General features: G+C 71.3%; 18 protein-coding genes. 11 read left to right on the forward strand and 7 right to left on the reverse strand.

Annotated features, from left to right (window positions below; genetic code table 11):
* Positions 1-91: 91 nt before the first annotated feature.
* Together ACWC2B_RS22140 and ACWC2B_RS22145 are read left to right on the forward strand one after the other, a co-directional pair.
* Positions 92-1,594, forward strand: coding sequence for an MFS transporter (locus tag ACWC2B_RS22140; RefSeq protein ID WP_450719104.1), 1,503 nt, complete (start codon positions 92-94; stop codon positions 1,592-1,594).
* A gap of 242 nt (positions 1,595-1,836) precedes the next feature.
* Positions 1,837-2,790, forward strand: coding sequence for an NAD-dependent epimerase/dehydratase family protein (locus ACWC2B_RS22145; RefSeq protein WP_450719106.1), 954 nt, complete (start codon positions 1,837-1,839; stop codon positions 2,788-2,790).
* Between the two features lie 17 nt (positions 2,791-2,807).
* Here the strand turns inward: ACWC2B_RS22145 and ACWC2B_RS22150 are convergent, their stop codons facing one another.
* Positions 2,808-3,224, reverse strand: coding sequence for an organic hydroperoxide resistance protein (locus tag ACWC2B_RS22150; RefSeq protein ID WP_450719108.1), 417 nt, complete (start codon positions 3,222-3,224; stop codon positions 2,808-2,810).
* 136 nt (positions 3,225-3,360) lie between these two features.
* Between ACWC2B_RS22150 and ACWC2B_RS22155 the strand changes: the two genes are divergently transcribed.
* The 4 genes from ACWC2B_RS22155 to ACWC2B_RS22170 all read left to right on the forward strand — a co-directional run bounded on the left by ACWC2B_RS22155 (position 3,361) and on the right by ACWC2B_RS22170 (position 5,767).
* Positions 3,361-3,870, forward strand: coding sequence for a MarR family winged helix-turn-helix transcriptional regulator (locus tag ACWC2B_RS22155; RefSeq protein ID WP_450719110.1), 510 nt, complete (start codon positions 3,361-3,363; stop codon positions 3,868-3,870).
* 128 nt (positions 3,871-3,998) lie between these two features.
* Complete coding sequence (locus ACWC2B_RS22160) at positions 3,999-4,739, forward strand: SDR family NAD(P)-dependent oxidoreductase (protein WP_450719112.1); 741 nt, start codon at positions 3,999-4,001, stop codon at positions 4,737-4,739.
* 87 nt (positions 4,740-4,826) lie between these two features.
* Positions 4,827-5,219 (forward strand): hypothetical protein, encoded by a 393-nt coding sequence (locus tag ACWC2B_RS22165; RefSeq protein WP_450719256.1) that lies wholly within the window; start codon positions 4,827-4,829, stop codon positions 5,217-5,219.
* Between the two features lie 80 nt (positions 5,220-5,299).
* Positions 5,300-5,767, forward strand: coding sequence for a hypothetical protein (locus tag ACWC2B_RS22170; protein WP_450719114.1), 468 nt, complete (start codon positions 5,300-5,302; stop codon positions 5,765-5,767).
* Between the two features lie 23 nt (positions 5,768-5,790).
* On the opposite strand, the gene ACWC2B_RS22175 is transcribed toward ACWC2B_RS22170, so the two are convergent.
* Together ACWC2B_RS22175 and ACWC2B_RS22180 are read right to left on the reverse strand one after the other, a co-directional pair.
* Positions 5,791-6,825 carry a methyltransferase gene (locus ACWC2B_RS22175; RefSeq protein WP_450719116.1) on the reverse strand — a complete coding sequence of 345 codons (1,035 nt, stop codon included), beginning with the start codon at positions 6,823-6,825 and terminating at the stop codon, positions 5,791-5,793.
* A 173-nt stretch (positions 6,826-6,998) separates the two neighbouring features.
* Positions 6,999-7,664 (reverse strand): amidohydrolase family protein, encoded by a 666-nt coding sequence (locus ACWC2B_RS22180; protein ID WP_450719118.1) that lies wholly within the window; start codon positions 7,662-7,664, stop codon positions 6,999-7,001.
* 52 nt (positions 7,665-7,716) lie between these two features.
* On the opposite strand from ACWC2B_RS22180, the gene ACWC2B_RS22185 reads away from it, so the two are divergent.
* From ACWC2B_RS22185 to ACWC2B_RS22195, 3 genes are all read left to right on the forward strand, one after another.
* Complete coding sequence (locus ACWC2B_RS22185) at positions 7,717-7,992, forward strand: hypothetical protein (RefSeq protein ID WP_450719120.1); 276 nt, start codon at positions 7,717-7,719, stop codon at positions 7,990-7,992.
* Between the two features lie 156 nt (positions 7,993-8,148).
* Positions 8,149-8,535, forward strand: coding sequence for a PPOX class F420-dependent oxidoreductase (locus tag ACWC2B_RS22190; protein ID WP_450719122.1), 387 nt, complete (start codon positions 8,149-8,151; stop codon positions 8,533-8,535).
* A gap of 129 nt (positions 8,536-8,664) precedes the next feature.
* The gene (locus tag ACWC2B_RS22195) at positions 8,665-9,159 is read left to right on the forward strand and encodes a hypothetical protein (protein ID WP_450719124.1); all 495 of its coding nucleotides are present in this window, start codon (positions 8,665-8,667) and stop codon (positions 9,157-9,159) included.
* A gap of 25 nt (positions 9,160-9,184) precedes the next feature.
* Here ACWC2B_RS22195 and ACWC2B_RS22200 read toward each other — a convergent pair whose 3' ends face one another.
* On the reverse strand, positions 9,185-10,393 hold the full coding sequence (locus ACWC2B_RS22200) for a trans-sulfuration enzyme family protein (protein WP_450719126.1): 1,209 nt from the start codon (positions 10,391-10,393) through the stop codon (positions 9,185-9,187).
* 59 nt (positions 10,394-10,452) lie between these two features.
* On the opposite strand from ACWC2B_RS22200, the gene ACWC2B_RS22205 reads away from it, so the two are divergent.
* Complete coding sequence (locus ACWC2B_RS22205; RefSeq protein ID WP_450719128.1) at positions 10,453-10,926, forward strand: Lrp/AsnC family transcriptional regulator; 474 nt, start codon at positions 10,453-10,455, stop codon at positions 10,924-10,926.
* Between the two features lie 51 nt (positions 10,927-10,977).
* On the opposite strand, the gene ACWC2B_RS22210 is transcribed toward ACWC2B_RS22205, so the two are convergent.
* The 3 genes from ACWC2B_RS22210 to ACWC2B_RS22220 form a co-directional block, all read right to left on the reverse strand.
* Positions 10,978-12,561 carry a GMC family oxidoreductase gene (locus tag ACWC2B_RS22210; RefSeq protein WP_450719130.1) on the reverse strand — a complete coding sequence of 528 codons (1,584 nt, stop codon included), beginning with the start codon at positions 12,559-12,561 and terminating at the stop codon, positions 10,978-10,980.
* Positions 12,542-14,083, reverse strand: a complete 1,542-nt coding sequence (locus ACWC2B_RS22215) for an APC family permease (RefSeq protein WP_450719132.1) — start codon at positions 14,081-14,083, stop codon at positions 12,542-12,544. The genes ACWC2B_RS22210 and ACWC2B_RS22215 overlap by 20 nt, the downstream gene beginning before the upstream one ends.
* Positions 14,084-14,170: 87 nt before the next feature.
* A complete protein-coding gene (locus ACWC2B_RS22220) occupies positions 14,171-15,658 on the reverse strand; it encodes an aldehyde dehydrogenase family protein (protein ID WP_450719134.1) in 1,488 nt (495 codons plus the stop codon).
* A 281-nt stretch (positions 15,659-15,939) separates the two neighbouring features.
* Here ACWC2B_RS22220 and ACWC2B_RS22225 point away from each other — a divergent pair, with 281 nt between their 5' ends.
* The gene (locus tag ACWC2B_RS22225; protein WP_450719136.1) at positions 15,940-16,536 is read left to right on the forward strand and encodes a Type-2Aa cytolytic delta-endotoxin; all 597 of its coding nucleotides are present in this window, start codon (positions 15,940-15,942) and stop codon (positions 16,534-16,536) included.
* The last annotated feature ends 7 nt before the right edge of the window (positions 16,537-16,543 follow it).

Genomic DNA, 16,543 nt, shown 5'->3' on the forward strand with positions numbered 1-16,543 from the left:
GTGCGGGCGATCGCGGGGAGTATGTCCGGTGGGCGCCGGGTACTCGCGTCCGGCAGGTGCGGTTTCGGCTCGCGGCGGCGGGAGGCAGTTCATGAGCGGCGCGGTGCAGGGCCCCGGCCCCCGGACCATCACGACCGAGGTGCCGGCGAGGCTGGACCGGCTGCCCTGGTCGCGCTGGCACTGGATGATCGTGATCGGCCTCGGCACCGTGTGGATCCTGGACGGGCTCGAAGTCACCGTCGTCGGGAACATCGCGAGCCGGCTGTCGGAGCACGGCAGCGGGCTCGCGATCACCGACGCCCAGGTCACGGGTCTTGGCGCCGCGCTGTATGTGGCGGGGGCCTGCTCGGGGGCGCTGTTCTTCGGCTGGCTGACCGACCGGTTCGGGCGCAAGAAGCTGTTCCTGGTCACCCTCGCGGTGTATCTCGCCGCCACCGCGATGACCGCGCTGTCCTTCTCGGCGTGGTGGTTCTTCGTGTTCCGCTTCCTGACCGGGTTCGGTATCGGCGGCGAGTACGCGGCCATCAACTCCGCCATCGACGAGCTGATTCCGAGCAAGTACCGCGGCCGGGTGGACCTCATCATCAACGGGAGCTACTGGCTCGGCGCCATGGGCGGGGCGCTGCTCTCCGTCGTCGCCCTGAACACCGGTCTCCTGCCGAAGAACCTCGGCTGGCGCCTCACGTTCGCCCTGGGGGTCGTGCTCGGTCTCGTCATCCTGCTGGTGCGGCGGCACGTGCCGGAGAGCCCACGGTGGATGTTCATCCATGGCCGTGAGGAGGGCGCGGAGCAACTGCTCGACGACGTGGAGCGCGAGGTGGCGGAGCAGACCGGCGAGCCGCTCCCGCCGCCGGGACGGTCGATCACCATCGAGCAGCGCGAGAGCGTGGGGTTCGTCGAGATCGCGCGCACCCTGTTCAGGGCCTACCCCAAGCGGGCGGTGCTCGGCTTCGCCCTGTTCATCGGGCAGGCCTTCCTCTACAACGCGATCACGTTCGGGTTCGGCTCGATCCTGGTGAAGTTCTTCGACGTCTCCAGCGGGAGCACCGGCTACTTCTTCGCCGTGATCGCCTTCGGCAACTTCCTGGGCCCGCTGCTGCTCGGCAGGCTCTTCGACACGGTCGGCCGCCGCAGGATGATCGCCGGTACGTATGTGCTGTCGGGCGTTCTGCTCTTCGTCACCGCGTGGTTCTTCGCCCAGGGTTGGCTCAACGCCACGACCATGACGGCGTGTTGGTGTGTGGTGCTGTTCTTCGCGTCGGCGGGCGCCAGTTCCGCGTACCTCACGGTGAGCGAGATCTTCCCGATGGAGACGCGGGCGATGGCGATCGCCTTCTTCTACGCGCTCGGTACGGCCGCGGGCGGCATCTCGGGGCCGCTGGTCTTCTCGGCACTGACGTCCAGCGGCGTGGTCGGCGACGCCGTCGTCGCCTTCAGCATCGGAGCCGCCCTGATGACGGCGGCCGGGGTGGTGGCGGCGTTCCTCGCGATCGACGCGGAGGGCAGGTCCCTGGAGGACATCGCGGCCCCGCTGTCCGCGCGGCTCGCCGCGGCAGCCGAGAGCACGACGCCGCCGGGGGCGCCGGCCTCGTGAGAGGTGGCCGCCCCGCCACAGGCGGAAGGCGGCGATCAGGTCCAGTCGGGCGGCGAGCAGAGCTCCCGCCCGACTTTCCCTTTCCTGGGTACGGGGCGCACAAGGCTGCCCCAGCGCCCCCCGACGCGCAGACCTTGCCCTCGATTGCGTCAGCCACACACTGGCGTTATAGTCTCTAACTAACGGCAAAGCGCATAACGAAGCCGGGGGCTGACGCCATCCCGGCCATGAGGGGAATCGACATGTCGCACACGGAAAGCAACCTCCACGTGGTTCTCGGCGCGGGCCCGGCCGGCACGGCGGTGGCCACCGAACTCGCGCACCGCGGCCACCCGGTCCGTCTCGTCGACCGCTCCGGAACCGGCCCTGGAATAGCGGGAGTTGACCGGATGAAGGGTGACGTGGCGTCGCCCGAGGGCGCGGCGGCGGCCATTCGGGGAGCCGGGGTCGTCTACCACTGCGTCAACGTCGCCTACCAGCTCCAGGTCGACGTCATGCCGCGGATCCAGGAGGCCGTACTCGCCGCCGTGGAAGCGCGGGGCGCGCGCCTGGTCGTCCTCGACACGCTCTACCCGTACGGCGAGACGCACGGCGAGGTCATGACCGAGGACACCCCGTGGCGCGCCACCGCCCGCAAGGGCCGGATGCGTGCCGAGCTCGACGAGAAGTACCTGGCCGCACACCGCGAGGCACGCGCTTCGGTGGTGCTCGGCCGGTCCGCCGACTTCGTCGGCCCCGGGGTCCTCAACTCGACGCTCGGCGCGGCCGTCTTCCCCGGGGCGCTGACCGGCGGCGAAGTGCTGACCCTCGGCGACATCGATCTGCCGCACAGCTACACCGACATCCGCGCGGTGGCGGCCGGGCTCGCCACCCTGGGCGAGAGCCCGCACGGCGACGGCCGCGTCTGGCACCTCCCGACGGCGTCGGCCCTGACCACCCGCGACGTACTGGAGATGATCGAGGACCGGGTCGGCCGCCCGCTGAAGATCGTCACGCTCGACGAGCCGCGTCCCTTCGGCCCGTTCGACCAGGTCTTCATGGACGCGTACGCCGAGATGTTCTACCAGCACACCGAGCCCCAGATCATGAGCTCGGGCGCCTTCGAGGCCGCGTTCCGCACCGCCCCGATCCCCATGGGCGACACCCTCGACGCCACACTGGCGTGGTACCGCGGCCTGCTGGCCAAGCGTGCGTGAGTCCGGTGCCGGGCCCGCTACTCGATGACGATCTCGAACGGGATGTTGCCGCGGGTCGCCTTGGAGTACGGGCAGGCGGCGTGCGTCAGCTCGACGAGCTTCTCGCCGCTCTCACCCTCCAGGTGCGCGGGAAGCTCGACGCGCATGACGACACCGATACCGAAGCCGCCGTCGGCCGGGTCCTTGCCGATGCCGACCTCGGCGGTCACCGAGACGTCCTTGACGTCGAGCTTCAGCTGGCGTGCGACGGAGCCCATCGCGCTGGCGAAGCAGGCCGCGTATCCGGCGGCGAAGAGCTGCTCGGGGTTGGTGCCCTGGCCATTGCCCCCGAGGGCCGCGGGGAAGGCGAGGGGCAGGTCGAGCTGCCCGTCGGAGCTGACGGTGCGGCCTTCGCGGCCGTTGGCGGTCGCCACTGCGGTGTAGAGCGCGTCCATGGAGATCGGTTCCTCTCGTGTCCGTCCGTACGGAGTCGGTGCGACTCCCTACGGGGAAGCCTCGGCTGCCCGGAACCAACTGAAGCACACAATTCAGTTGTGCACAACTAAATGACGCGCGTGCTAGCCTGGCCGCATGGTGACCACGCCCCCCGCCCGCCCGCACGACGAGGACTATCTGCGGCTCGACCTCCAGCTCTGCTTCTCGCTGCACGCGGCCTCGCGCGCCTTCAACGGCGTCTACCGCACACTCCTGAAGGACCTGGGGCTCACCTACCCGCAGTACCTGGTGATGCTGACGCTCTGGGAGCACGGGGAGCTGCCGGTCAAGAAGATCGGCGAGAAGCTGCGGCTCGACTCGGGAACGCTGTCGCCGCTGCTCAAGCGCCTCGAATCGGCGGGCTTCGTGGAGCGCCACCGCAGCCGGGCGGACGAGCGTTCCGTCACCATCCGCCTCACGGAACAGGGCACGGCCCTGCGTGAACGCGCGCTGGCCGTCCCCCACCACATCGCGCGGGCCGTCAATCTCCCCCCGGAGGACTTCCACACCCTGCGCACGCTCCTGGCCACCCTCACCGAGGGCCTCGACGCCGCGCAGGGTCCGATGCCGACGGCCACGGACGAGGCGGCCTGCGCCGAGGGCTGAGAGCCTGTGTCCAGGAGGGAGGCCATTCGCACCGCGCGCGAACAGGGGCCCCGTCTTGCTGTCTGCCGCGCGTGCGATAGGACTGGCTGTCGAAGCATGCGTACACCAGCAAGCCCGGGAGGCGGCACATGGCACGTCCGGTCACCATCGTCACAGGCGGCAGCCGGGGAATCGGGGCGGCGACCTGCGCCCGCCTCGCGGCGGACGGGCACGACCTGGCGCTCGGGTACGTCAGCAACGGCACGGCCGCGCGGGAGGTCGCCGAGGCGGTCCGCGCGGCGGGGGCCCGCTGCGTCACCGTGCGGGTCGACACCTCCCAAGAGGCAGACGTGGAGCGGCTGTTCGACACGGCCGCAGCCGAACTCGGGCCGGTGACCGGCCTGGTCAACAACGCCGGAGTGACCGGCCCGCTCGGCCGCCTCGCAGACACCCCCACCGAGGTCCTGCGCCAGGTGGTCGACGTGAACCTCCTCGGCTGTCTGCTCTGCTGCCGGCGCGCCGCCCGCGACATGGCGGCGAACGGCGGCGGCGCCATCGTCAACATCTCCTCCGTGGCGGCCACGCTGGGCGGCCCCGGCGACTACGTCCACTACGCCGCGTCCAAGGCGGCCACCGACGCGCTGACCATCGGCCTGTCCAAGGAACTCGGCCAGGACGGCATCAGGGTCAACGCGGTCGCCCCCGGCATCATCGACACCGACATGCACGCCACGATGGGCGACGCCGAGCGGCCGGCCAGGATGGCGCCGACTATCCCGCTCGGCCGCCCCGGCGAGGCCTCCGAGGTCGCCGCCGCCGTCGCGTGGCTCCTGTCGCCCGACGCCTCGTACACCACCGGTGCGATCCTCAAGGTCTCCGGCGGACGGTGATCCCGGCTCGGCACGGTGTCTTCAGGGAGGTGGGCGGTGGAGCACACGGCGGGACCATTCGAGGCGGCCACCGGGGACGGGCCCGTGATGCCTCCGGACGCGGGCCGGGATGCCGCCGTACGCACCGCTTTCGAGGGGCTGCTGCACATCCGGCGGGTCATGGGCACCTCGGGCCCCGCGCGGTGGGAGCGCCTCCAGCCGGTGCGGGCGGTCGCGCTCGCCCTGGAGGCGGCGGGCATCGAACCGTCCGCAGTCGACGAGGAGGGCAAGCGGTACGCCACCGGCTACCGCGTCAGCGCGGCCGAGGGCGCCGCCGTCGTCCGCGTCGAGTGGCTCGGCCCGCCCGGCAGCGGCGCCGAGTACGCGGCGAACGAGTCGCTCCGGCGCTGCGCCGCCGCACTGCGGCCGCTGGGGTGGGTGGCGCTGGAGTACCGCGGACCGCGCCGCCACCACTACCTCGAAGTCGAACCGGCGGGGTGAGGCGGGGCCGGTTCGCGAGCCGCACCGGCTGCCGCTAGAGTGCCATGCTTGTTCGATTGTCGAGGGGTGACGGGGGAAGCGTGAGCGGACAACTACGGGACACCGCAAGCGAGTTGGCCGGACTGCTGTGGCGGGAGCACACCGTGTACCGCGAGCGGTCGGGCAGTGTGGTCATCCGCGGGGCACACGTGGAGCGCTGGATCAGCCTCTCCCCCACCGGCGGCCAGGACCAGGTGCTGATCCGCGCGGGCCGGATCCTGGACGGCGGCACCACCGCCCCGGCGCGCTCGGAAACGGTGGCCAGCCTCACCGACGGCACGAGTGAACTCGCCGCCGTCTGCCGGAGGTTGCTCGCCGAGACCGCGGCGGGGCCCGCGCCCCGGAGCGAGCGGCCAAGACCTGGCAGAGGGAAGAGGACCAAGGCGGCCAAGCCGTCCAGAAAGCCGGTGCGCAAGGATCGCCACACCGGCTTCGCGTCCTGGATGATCATCCTCGCCCTCGTCGGCGTCATCGCCCTCTTCGTACGCAACCTGGCGACGGGCTTCTGAGGACGGCGGTCAGCCGGGCCCGTTCACACCGCTTCCGCCTCGATGATCGACGGCAGCGACGGCGTCGGCAGGATGCGGTTCAGCTTGAACCCGGACCGGGTGAGCAGGTTCTCGAACTCCGTGGCCGTACGCTCCCGCCCCTTCACCAGCATCAGCATGATGATGTCCAGTTCCACGGCGGGGTGTGCGTCACCGTTGTCGGGCAGCACCGCGTCGACCACGAGGAGTCGTTTGCCCGGGGCGGCGGCCCGGCGGATCGCGCCGAGAATGCGCAGGCAGTCCTCGTCGTTCCAGTCGTGCAGGATGTGCTTGAGCATGTACAGGTCGCCGCCGGCCGGTACCTCCGAGAAGAAGTCGCCGCCCGCCACGCTCCAGCGTCCGCGCACCTCCTCGGCGTCGAGCAGGTGGTCGGACACGGTGTTCGGCTGGTCGAAGAGCACGCCGGTCAGGGCGGGTTCGCGGCTGAGCACCGCGCGCAGGAATCCGCCCCGGCCACCGGCCACGTCGATCACGGTTCCGCTGCCGGGGAACGCGTAGCTCTCCGCGACGAGTTCGTCGACCCGGCCGGACATCGCGGCCATCCCGGCGTCGAAGAGCTCCCCCTCGGCGGGCGAGCCCGCGAGGTGGGTGAAGAACGGCACCCCGTAGGCGGCTTCGAAGGGCGTCTTTCCGGTCCGCAACGTGTCCGGAATTCCGTCGGCGGCCCGGTGGAACATCTCGTGGGTGATCAGCATGACAGCCGCGTGCTGCGAGCCGGGTACGTCGGTACGCAGCACTCCGCCCGCCTCGGTCAGCGCGAAGGCGCCCTTCTCGTCCTGGGTGAAGAGCCCGTGCATCGCGAGCAGGCGCAGCACGCGCCGCAGGGAACCGGCGTGCAGACCGGCGCTCGCGGCGAGGTCCTCGACCGTGCGGGGCCCCTCGGCCAGGTGGTCGGCGATGCGGTGCACCGCCACCGCCCGGACCGAGGCCGAGTACACGTGGCCGTACAGCAGCCGATTGAGCGGTGAGGGGGTGAAGGGGTCGGTGGGGTCGATCGGGCTGTCCGAGCTGGTCGCCACGGTCCGCTCCTGTCGTCACGGGAGGTCTGCCTTTGTCACCGCAAAGGCGTGCCTTGCCATCGTCGCAGTGCGCGCCGCGCCCCGGTGCGGGTTCGCCGGGGCGCCAAGGGCGTCAAGTCGCCTTCCGGTCAAGGGCCGGGTGCGCCGGGCGGGCGGCTGCCCGGCCGGGTGTCTCACCGAGGGGAAGGGGACGGTTCGAGGCCGGTCGCGACGTTCGAGAGGCTGTCGATCCGGTCGAGGAAGAACAAGAGCATCTCGCCCCAGTGGCCCAGGACGATCAGCAGGCCCGGGTGCCGGTCGAACGTGCCGCGCAGGATCAGGCGAAGCGCCGCGAGCCCTGCCTCGACGTGCCACCCCCAGCCGAACGTGGCGAGCGCCCGCTCGACGGTGGGGTCGAACCCCCGGTGGGAGGCGTCCCGGACCGCGTTCGGCGGGATCTGGGGATGGATGAACACCGGCCGCCCCAGGGCGGCGGCCGTCGCGAGCAGCTCGTCGTGGGCGGGATCGTCCAGCGGGCGGTCGCCGCTGCGGCCGTAGGACATGATCCCGACGTGGGCGGGCACGTCCGCGGTCCGCCGGAGTTCGGCCACGGCCGCATCCGGATCCGACATCGGCAGCGTCGTCATCGCCCTCAGCCGCGTCGGATGACGGCCCACGGCCTCGGTGGCGCGGTCGTTCGCGTCGCGGCTCAGCGCGATGGCTTCGCGGGCCGGGAGCCCGTGGTTCCCGGGCGGGGCGAGCGAGAGGATCTGCAGGTCGACGCCCGCGGCGTCCATCGCCTCGATCCGTCGGTCGCCGATGTCGAGCAGCCGCTCGGGGATGTCTCCCCGGTCGTTCAACGCCACGCTCTCGTCGCGCGCCCGCGCCGGCCGCGCTCGCAGGGCCCGGTCGATGCCGCGCGACGACCTGCTCGGCCGCCGCCTCCCCCGCGCCGCCGCCGTGCTGGACCTGCAGGCATCCGTGATGCTCCGTCAGTTCCTGGGTGGGCGTGGGCATTACTGGGCCGCACTCGCCGGAACCCTGACCCCCGAGCAGGAGTCCGCCCTCGGGCCCGGCACGGAGCCGTTCACCGAAGGCCCGGTCGTACGGAGTGAGCCGGCACAACTCGACGCGCGGGACGAGGAGTTGCTCGCGGCCCTGGCCGCCGACGGGACGGCGACCTTCTGACCGATCCGCCGACCGGTCCGCCGACCGGTCCCGGCCGCTAGGAAGTCCTCCGGCCGGCACGTGACCCGATGGCCAAGAGCCCGTCGGCACCCACCTGCTGCGGCCCACCTGCTACAAAGAGCCTCCCACCCGCTTCGCGACCTCAAGGATGGCCTCATGAGTGCCGATGTGCTGGACCGGCTCGGCGCCGGCAAGTACCTCCTCGTCACGAGCTACAAGAAGGACGGCACGGCCGTCGCCACCCCGGTGTGGGTCGTCCGGGACGGCGACGCCCTGATGATCTGGACGGTCACCGACTCGTGGAAGGTCAAGCGCATCCGCAACCGGCCCGAGGTGCTGGCCGGGCCCTGCGACGTGCGCGGCAATCCCACCGGGGAACAGCACCCCGCGACCGCCGTGATCTGCGACGCGGCCGCCACCGACGCCTGCCGGGCGCTGCTGCGCCGCAAGTACGGGGTGCTCGGGCGGCTCACCCTGCTCGGCAGCCGGCTGCGGCGCGGCACGAGCGGCACGGTGGCCGTCCGGATCGCCCTCGACTCCTGACCGGGCTCCGCCGACGGGGGCGGGCCCGGCCCCGTCACGCGTTCAGGCAGGGAAGAAGTTCGCGTACGCGGGACGGGCGGCTGGTAGCTTGACGCGTCCGGAATTCGCGTCGCAGGGGGACGATCAGCAGTGCACAGGTTCTCGCGTACCACCGGCCTCGCCTCGATGGGGCTCGTCGGCGTTCTCCTCGTCTCGGGGTGCAGCAGCAGCGGCGGCGGCTCGGACAAGGCGTCGGACAAGCCGTCGTCGGGCAAGGGCTCGTCGGCGAGCGGCTCGCCCGCCAAGCCGCCCGCCGGGTCGGGTGGAGCCCCAACTCCCGTGCGGAGCAAGGGACATGGCACCCCGCCCGCGGCCGGCGGCATCGACGGCGACTGGGTCGCCGTGACCCAGGGCAAACCCGTCGCCCTCGTCATCAAGGGCAAGAACGCGTCCGTGCTCGGCGAGCACCTGTGCAGCGGAACGGCGAACAGCGCCGCCGGTACGGCGACGCTGCTGCTCAAGTGCCCGGACGGGAACACGACTCGCACCAAGGGCACGGCCAAGCTCAACGGCTCCACCCTGGAGGTCAGTTGGGCCGGCTCCGGGACCAAGGACGAGTTCACCCGGAACAAGACGTCCGGCTGAGGCTCCTTCGCCCGGTCCGGTCCGATCAGGCGTCGGCGAGCTGGGGCTCCACGGTGGCGTGAACTCCCTTGTGGCGGGCGCGAGTTGAGAGCGGGTCCCCCAGCGCCTGGTCGAGGTCGCGCCACAGGTCCTCCGCGTCCTCCAGGCCGACCGACATGCGCAGCAGCCGGTCGCTGACGCCGGAGGAGGCGCGGTCGTCCTCGGGCACGATGCGGTGGCTGATCGAGGCCGGGTGCTGGATGAGGGAATCGACACTGCCCAGGCTGACGGCCGGGGTGATCAGGCGGACCCGGGCGATCACGTCGTGCGGGTCGGTCAGCGTCTCGAAGGCCACCATGGCGCCGCCCACCTTCGGGTAGTGGACGCGCAGCACGCGGGGGTCGGCGGCCAGGCGCGCCACGAGTTCGGCGGCGGTCGCCGACGCGGCGCGCACCCGGACGGGCAGGGTCGCGAGGCCCCTCAGCAGCAGATAGCCGGCGAGGGGGTGCAGGACGCCGCCGGTGGCGAAGCGGATCTGGCGCAGCCGGCGGGCGAAGGCCTCGTCGCAGGCGACGACTCCGCCGAGGACGTCCCCGTGACCGCCGAGGTACTTGGTCGCGCTGTGCAGGACGAGGCGGGCGCCGCTGTGTGCGGGGCGCTGGAGCACCGGGGTCGCGAAGGTGTTGTCGACGAGCAGCGGCACCGTTCCGCAGGCCTCGGCGAGCGCCTTCAGGTCCACCTCGGCCAGCGTCGGATTGGCCGGGCTCTCCACCATGACCAGGGCGGTGTCGGGACGGATCGCGGCCGCGACGCCCTCCGGGTCGGCCCAGGTGACCTCGCTGCCGAGGAGCCCGGCGGTCAGGAGGTGGTCGCTGCATCCGTACAGGGGGCGTACGGCGACGACGTGGCGCAGGCCCGTGGCGTGCTGGGCGAGCAGGACGGCGGAAAGCGCCGCCATTCCGCTGGCGAAGGCGACGGCCGCCTCGGTGTCCTCCAGGCGGGCGAGCGCCGTCTCGAAGCGGGCGACGGTGGGGTTGCCGAGCCGCCCGTAGACCGGCGGGCCCTCGGGCGCCTCGCCGGTGGCGGCGAAGGCGTCGATGCGGGCGGCTTCGGCCCTGCTGTCGTACGAGGGGTAGGTGGTCGACAGGTCGATCGGCGGGGCGTGCAGGCCGAGGGCGGCGAGGTCTTCGCGGCCCGCGTGCACGGCGAGGGTGTCCACGGTGGTGGCGTCCACGGGTGTGGTGTCGGCGTCCATGCGCCCACTGTGAACACTCGCCGGGCCCCGGGAACCGTACGCCGTGTTACGTTCGGGCCATGGCTGAATCCGTCGTACTGGACCCGGTGGATCTGCACATTCTGCGCCTTCTGCAGAACGATGCCCGCACGACCTACCGCGATCTTGCCGCCGAGGTCGGTGTGGCGCCCTCCACCTGCCTGGACCGTGTCACGCGGCTGCGGCGCGCCGGGGTGATCCTCGGCTATCAGCTGCGCGTGGATCCGGCCAAGCTGGGCCGGGGGCTCCAGGCGCTGCTCTCCGTGCAGGTGCGTCCGCACCGGCGCGATCTGATCGCTCCCTTCGTGGAGCGGGTCAGGGCGCTGCCGGAGTCGCGGTCGCTGTTCCATCTGACGGGCCCCGACGACTATCTGGTGCATGTGACCGTCGCCGACACCGCGGATCTCCAGCGGCTCGTACTCGACGAGTTCACCTCGCGGCCGGAGGTGGCCCGGGTGGAGACCCGGCTCATCTTCCAGCAGTGGGACTGCGGGCCCCTGCTGCCACCGGCCTAGGACCGGTTCCGGGGCCCCTGTGAGGGGACCCCGGAACCGGTCCTGCGGACGTCAGCGTGCGTCGGCCTTCAGGAGGTCGGCGCACTTCTCGCCGATCGCCATCGTGGTGATGCACGGGTTGACCGTGACGAGCTCCGGCATGACCGAGCCGTCGCAGACCCGAAGGCCGTCGATGCCCTTGACGCGCAGCCGGGCGTCCACGGGCGCCATCGCGTCGTCGTCGGCGCCCATCTTCACCGTCGAGGCGGGGTGGTAGACGGTGTTGTGGGTCTTGCGGATGTAGTCGAGCAGCTCGTCGTCCGTCCGCACGTCCGGGCCCGGGGCCAGCTCGGCGCCCGCCCAGCCGCTGAGCGCGGGCTGGGCCGCGATCTGGCGGGCCAGCTTCAGTCCGTACGTCATGACCCGCTCGTCGTGCTCGTGCGTGAAGTAGCGGGGGTCGACCATCGGCTTGTCGCGGTAGTCGCGGGTGCGCAGCCGCACGGTGCCGCGCGACTTGGCCTGCGTCACGTTGGGGGTGAGGCAGAACGCGTTCTCGGTGGTCGGGTAGCCGTAGCGGGCGGTGTTCATGTCGAACGGCACCTGGCCGTAGTGGAACATCAGGTCCGGGCGCTCCAGGCCGGGTTCGGTGTCGGCGAAGATGCCGATCTCCCACCACTGGGTGGAGGCCGTCGTCATGGGCTGCTTGGCCTCCCACATGATGACGCCCTCGGGGTGGTCCTGGAGGTTCTCGCCGACGCCGGGGGCGTCCACCAGGACGTCCACGCCCACCTCGCGCAGATGGGCCGCGGGGCCGATGCCCGACAGCATGAGCAGCTTCGGGGTGTCGATCGAGCCGCAGGACACGATGACCTCGCGCCGGGCGGTGACGGTGCGGGTGTGGATGAGGTCCGGGTCGAGGTACTCGGCGCCGGTGCAGCGGCGGTTCCCGTCGATGACGAGCTTCTTGGCGCGCACCCCGGTACGCACGACGAGGTTGGGCCGCTTGCCCATCACGGGGTGGAGGTAGGCCACCGAGGACGACTGGCGGATGTTGTTCTCGTCCGAGTTGATCTGGAACCAGTTGGCCCCGCGCACCACGGTCCTGCCGTCGTTGAACTGCGTGGTGGGGATGCCCTGTTGGGCACACGCCTCAAGGAGAGCCGCGCCGCACGGGTCGGCCGACTTGACGTTGCGGATCTTCACCGGGCCGCTGCGGCCGTGGTGGTCGCCCGGGGCGTCGTTGGTCTCCAGGCGCTGGTAGAGCGGGAAGATGTCGGCGGCTCCCCAGCCCGAACAGCCCGCCGCCTCCCAGGCGTTGAGGTCCTCGGCCGGCGCCCAGAAGGCGATGCACGAGTTGTGCGAGGAGCAGCCGCCGAGCACCTTGGCGCGGGCGTGCCGCATGAAGCTGTTGCCGTGGGACTGCGGCTCGACGGGGTAGTCCCAGTCGTAGCCGGATTCGAGCAGGCCCATCCAGCGGTCGAGCTTGAGGACGTTGTCGTCGCCGACGTCGGAGGGACCTGCCTCCAGGACGCACACCGTGACCGAGGGGTCCTCGCTGAGCCGGGCCGCGACCACGTTGCCCGCCGTGCCGCCGCCGACGACGACGTAGTCGAACTCCTCGGCGGGGACGGGGGATTCAGTGGGAGGTGTGGACATGGGTGTCTGACTCACTTTCGGTTTCCGTTGCGGCATGGCTCGCGAGGACGCCGGTGCGGTGGCGCTGGACGAACCAGTAGTAGGCGAAGCCGCCGAGCAGGACGGCTCCGACGAAGAGGAAGGCGCCCCAGCGCAGGTACCAGTGGTAGGGGGCGGTGGCGTTGTAGACCTCGGCGCGCGGCCAGGCGAGGTTGACGGTCATGAAGCCGCCCCACACGACGCCGACGATGTTCACCGGCAGGCCCCAGCGGCCCAGCGAGAACTTGCCGTCGCCGGCCGGGGTCCACTTGCCGCGCAGCCGGGCGATGAGCATCGGCGTGGTGACCAGGAGGTAGGCGACGTAGATCATGATGATGCCGATGCTGGTGACCACCGAGAAGATCTGCGGCTGGCGGATGTTCACCAGGAGGATCACCAGGGCCAGCACGCCGATGACGACGGCGGGCGCCACGGGGGTCTTGAAGCGCGGGCTGACCTTCGCCATCAGGGACGCGGCGGGCAGGTTGTTGTCCCGGGACATCGCGAACGCGAGGCGGATGGCGGCGGTGTGCACGGCGAGCGCGCACACGGTGACCGCGATCAGGACGCACCAGAGCATCAGCTTGCCGCCGGTGTCGCCGAGCACGTCGAGCACGACGTACTGGAGGCCGTCGGTGGTGATGCCCTTGCCGTCGAGGCTGCTGACGCTCATCAGGGCGAGGATCAGGATCAGACCGCCGAGCACGAACGAGGCGAGCAGCGCCCGCAGGATCGCGCGCGGCGCGTTGCGGGACGGGTCGACGGACTCCTCGCCCAGCGAGGCGGCCGTGTCGAAGCCGTACATCACGTAGGCGGAGGCGAGCGCCGCGGTGAGGAAGGCGCCCATGTAGCCGAAGCTGCCGCTGCCGCCGTGGCCGTGGGTGTCGAGCACCACGGAGGGGCCGCGTACGACGTGGACGGCGAACAGGACGATCAGGACGACGGTGGCGACGAGTTCGAGGAAGACGCCCGCCGTGTTGATGCGGGCCATCAGCTTGACGCCAAACGCGTTGACCAGGGTGGTGAAGAGGATGAGGACCGCGGCCAGGATCACGGCGTTGGTGGCGACGTCGTACGTGCCGGTGCCGTCGCCGACGATCTGGAAGACCTTGGAGATCTGCGGCAGGGTCGCCTGGTAGGCGAGCGCCACGGCGGCGATCGACACGATCGAGGCGACCAGCATCATCCAGCCGGCCAGCCAGCCGACGTGCGGGCCGCCGAGCTTCTTGGCCCAGTTGTAGACCGAGCCTGCCACCGGGTACTTCGCGGCGAGTTCGGCGAAGCACAGCGCGACCATCAGCTGGCCGACGAAGACCAGCGGCCAGGACCACCAGTAGGCGGGTCCGCCGAAGCCGAAGCCGAAGTAGAACAGCTGGAAGGTGCCGGTGAGGATCGAGATGTAGCTGATGCCGGCGGCGAAGGTGTGGAAGTTGCCGAGGGTGCGTTTGAGTTCGGGTCTGTAGCCGAACTCCCGGAGCTCGGCGTCATCCTTCGTCATGCTCATGACCAGACTCCAAGTAGGCAGGGGTGCAGGAGGGGCACGGGGCGGTGACCGGCCGTCCGCGGGGACGGCCGGCCGGGGTGGTGGCGGCTAGCTCTCGAACCACCGCTGGGGTTCGGGGGCCGTGTTGCGCCAGATGTGCTTGGTCTCCTGGTACTCGGCCAGGCCCGCGGGCCCGAGTTCCCGTCCCGTCCCGGACTGCTTGTAGCCGCCCCATTCGGCCTGCGGGACGTACGGGTGGAAGTCGTTGATCCATACGGTGCCGAGCCGCAGTCCGGCCGCGACGCGGCGGGCCCGGGACTCGTCGGCGGTCCACACCGCGCCGGCGAGGCCGTAGATGGTGTCGTTGGCCAGGCGCACGGCCTCGTCCTCGCCGGTGAAGCGCTCGACGGTCAGGACCGGCCCGAAGGACTCGTCCCGCACCACGCTCATCCCGGCCCGGCACTCGTCGAGGATGGTCGGCGGGTAGTAGTAACCGCCTTCCAGCTCCGGTGAGTTGGGGCGTTCGCCGCCGCAGCGCAGCACGGCGCCCTCGGCGATCCCGGCGGCGACGTACGCCTCGACCTTGTCGCGGTGGGCGGCGGAGATCAGCGGTCCGGTCTCGGCCCGCTCGTCGAAGGGGCCGCCGAGCCGGATCAGTCGGGCGCGGCGCACGAGTTCGTCCACGAACCGGTCGTGCAGCGCGTCCTCGACCAGGAGCCGGGTGCCGGCCGAGCAGACCTGCCCGGAGTGCAGGAACACGGCGGTCAGCGCGTTGTCCACGGCGGCGTCGAAGCTCGCGTCGTCCTTCGCCACATCGGCGAAGACGACGTTGGGGTTCTTGCCGCCGAGTTCGAGCGCGGTCTTCTTCACGGTGGGCGCGGCGGCGGCCATGATGCGGCGGCCGGTGACGAGGCCGCCGGTGAAGGAGACGAGGTCGACGTCGGGGTGCTCGGCGAGCGGCGCGCCGGCCTCGGCTCCCGCGCCGAGCACCAGGTTGGCGACGCCCGCCGGAAGACCCGCCTCGTCGAGGAGCTTCATGAGGTGGATGGCGGTGTGCGGGGTCAGCTCGCTCGGCTTCAGGACGAAGGTGTTGCCCGCGCCGATCGCCGGGGCGACCTTCCAGGCGGTCTGGAGCAGCGGGTAGTTCCACGGCGTGATCAGCCCGCAGACACCCACCGGTTCCTGGACGACCCGGCTGTCGACGGCCGGGTTCCCGGTGTCGACGACGCGGCCCGCGCCCTGCGCGGTGACGAGGGCGGCGAAGTAGCGGAAGCAGTTCGCGATGTCGTCCATGTCGTAGCGGGACTCGACGAGCCGCTTGCCGGTGTCGAGGGACTCGGCCCGCGCGAGGAGTTCCTTGTCGCGTACGAGCAGGTCGGCGACGCGCTGCAGGAGCGCACCGCGCTCGGCCGGTGCCGTCCTCGGCCACGGGCCGTGGTCGAAGGCGGTACGGGCCGCGGCGATGGCGGCGGCGGTGTCCTTGGGACCCGCTTCGTCGACGGTGGCGACCAGCGTGCCGTCGGCCGGACACCGGATCTCACGGGTCCGCCCGTCGACGGCGGCGGTCCACTGGCCGTCGATGAAAAGCTCGGGCATGGTTCGGGTCCTCCGATGGGTGCTGGGACAGGGCCATCACCGCCCCTGCCCCGGCATGCGGGGAACATGCCGAAAAAGTCACCCGAAGTGACGGGCCTCACTTTCCGTGGTCCATGCAGGTCAGGGACGTGCACGCGGTCACGTACGGTCACGCTCGGTACCGCATGGACTCCCGCGGGCCGCTTCGCGTACGGAATGTGAGACCGATCCGCCGGTTCGGGACCGCTTGTGCATACTGGCGCGTCGGCAATTGATCACTTCCAACCCCCGCGGGAGCAGCCATGGTTGACCGGGCCACCAGCACAAGGGCCGCCTTCAAGGCGGTCGTCGAAGTCGGCCCGGACGTGCTCGACCAGGCGCGAGCCGCCGAGGCCGTGCTCCAGGAGGCGATCGCGCCGGCGGCCGGGGACTTCGACTTCGGGGCCGTACGGTCGGCGGCGCGGGGTCTGCCGAACAGCTCCGTCGTCAAGATCATCCCCGGTTTCGGTCTTCAGGAGACCGCTCCGGTGCAGGTCATGGTGCTCACGCTGAAGCAGGCCGTGCGCCAGGCCCTGGTCGAGCCGTATCAGAACCCGGCGTTCTGGGCCAAGGCCGATGCCGCGCTCGCCCAGGTGTTCCTCGGCCTCGGCGAGCAGGAGGGGGCCGCGCACCTCGCCTTCCAGGACGGCACCGACGGCACCCATTACTTCTACAACCTCCTCTTCGCGCTCCAGGACGAGGAGACCGGCCGCCATCTCCACGTCGTCGCCTTCCGGGTCGAGGTGAGGGTGGGCGCGGACAAGGCGAAGCTCCTGTCCCTGGGCGCCGAGGACACCGCGGCGGTCACGATCCGCCTCGACGCGATCAGCGTGCGACAGGACCTCGCCGTCACGGCCTGACACGGTC

This window comes from Streptomyces sp. NPDC001415 (genome assembly GCF_053597395.1).

Coding starts and splice junctions, on each gene's coding strand:
- ACWC2B_RS22140 (WP_450719104.1), top strand. CDS start 92: ATGAGCGGCGCGGTGCAGGGCCCCGGCCCCCGGACCATCACGACCGAG.
- ACWC2B_RS22145 (WP_450719106.1), top strand. CDS start 1,837: ATGTCGCACACGGAAAGCAACCTCCACGTGGTTCTCGGCGCGGGCCCG.
- ACWC2B_RS22150 (WP_450719108.1), bottom strand. CDS start 3,224: ATGGACGCGCTCTACACCGCAGTGGCGACCGCCAACGGCCGCGAAGGC.
- ACWC2B_RS22155 (WP_450719110.1), top strand. CDS start 3,361: ATGGTGACCACGCCCCCCGCCCGCCCGCACGACGAGGACTATCTGCGG.
- ACWC2B_RS22160 (WP_450719112.1), top strand. CDS start 3,999: ATGGCACGTCCGGTCACCATCGTCACAGGCGGCAGCCGGGGAATCGGG.
- ACWC2B_RS22165 (WP_450719256.1), top strand. CDS start 4,827: ATGCCTCCGGACGCGGGCCGGGATGCCGCCGTACGCACCGCTTTCGAG.
- ACWC2B_RS22185 (WP_450719120.1), top strand. CDS start 7,717: ATGCCGCGCGACGACCTGCTCGGCCGCCGCCTCCCCCGCGCCGCCGCC.
- ACWC2B_RS22190 (WP_450719122.1), top strand. CDS start 8,149: ATGAGTGCCGATGTGCTGGACCGGCTCGGCGCCGGCAAGTACCTCCTC.
- ACWC2B_RS22200 (WP_450719126.1), bottom strand. CDS start 10,393: ATGGACGCCGACACCACACCCGTGGACGCCACCACCGTGGACACCCTC.
- ACWC2B_RS22205 (WP_450719128.1), top strand. CDS start 10,453: ATGGCTGAATCCGTCGTACTGGACCCGGTGGATCTGCACATTCTGCGC.
- ACWC2B_RS22210 (WP_450719130.1), bottom strand. CDS start 12,561: ATGTCCACACCTCCCACTGAATCCCCCGTCCCCGCCGAGGAGTTCGAC.
- ACWC2B_RS22215 (WP_450719132.1), bottom strand. CDS start 14,083: ATGAGCATGACGAAGGATGACGCCGAGCTCCGGGAGTTCGGCTACAGA.
- ACWC2B_RS22220 (WP_450719134.1), bottom strand. CDS start 15,658: ATGCCCGAGCTTTTCATCGACGGCCAGTGGACCGCCGCCGTCGACGGG.
- ACWC2B_RS22225 (WP_450719136.1), top strand. CDS start 15,940: ATGGTTGACCGGGCCACCAGCACAAGGGCCGCCTTCAAGGCGGTCGTC.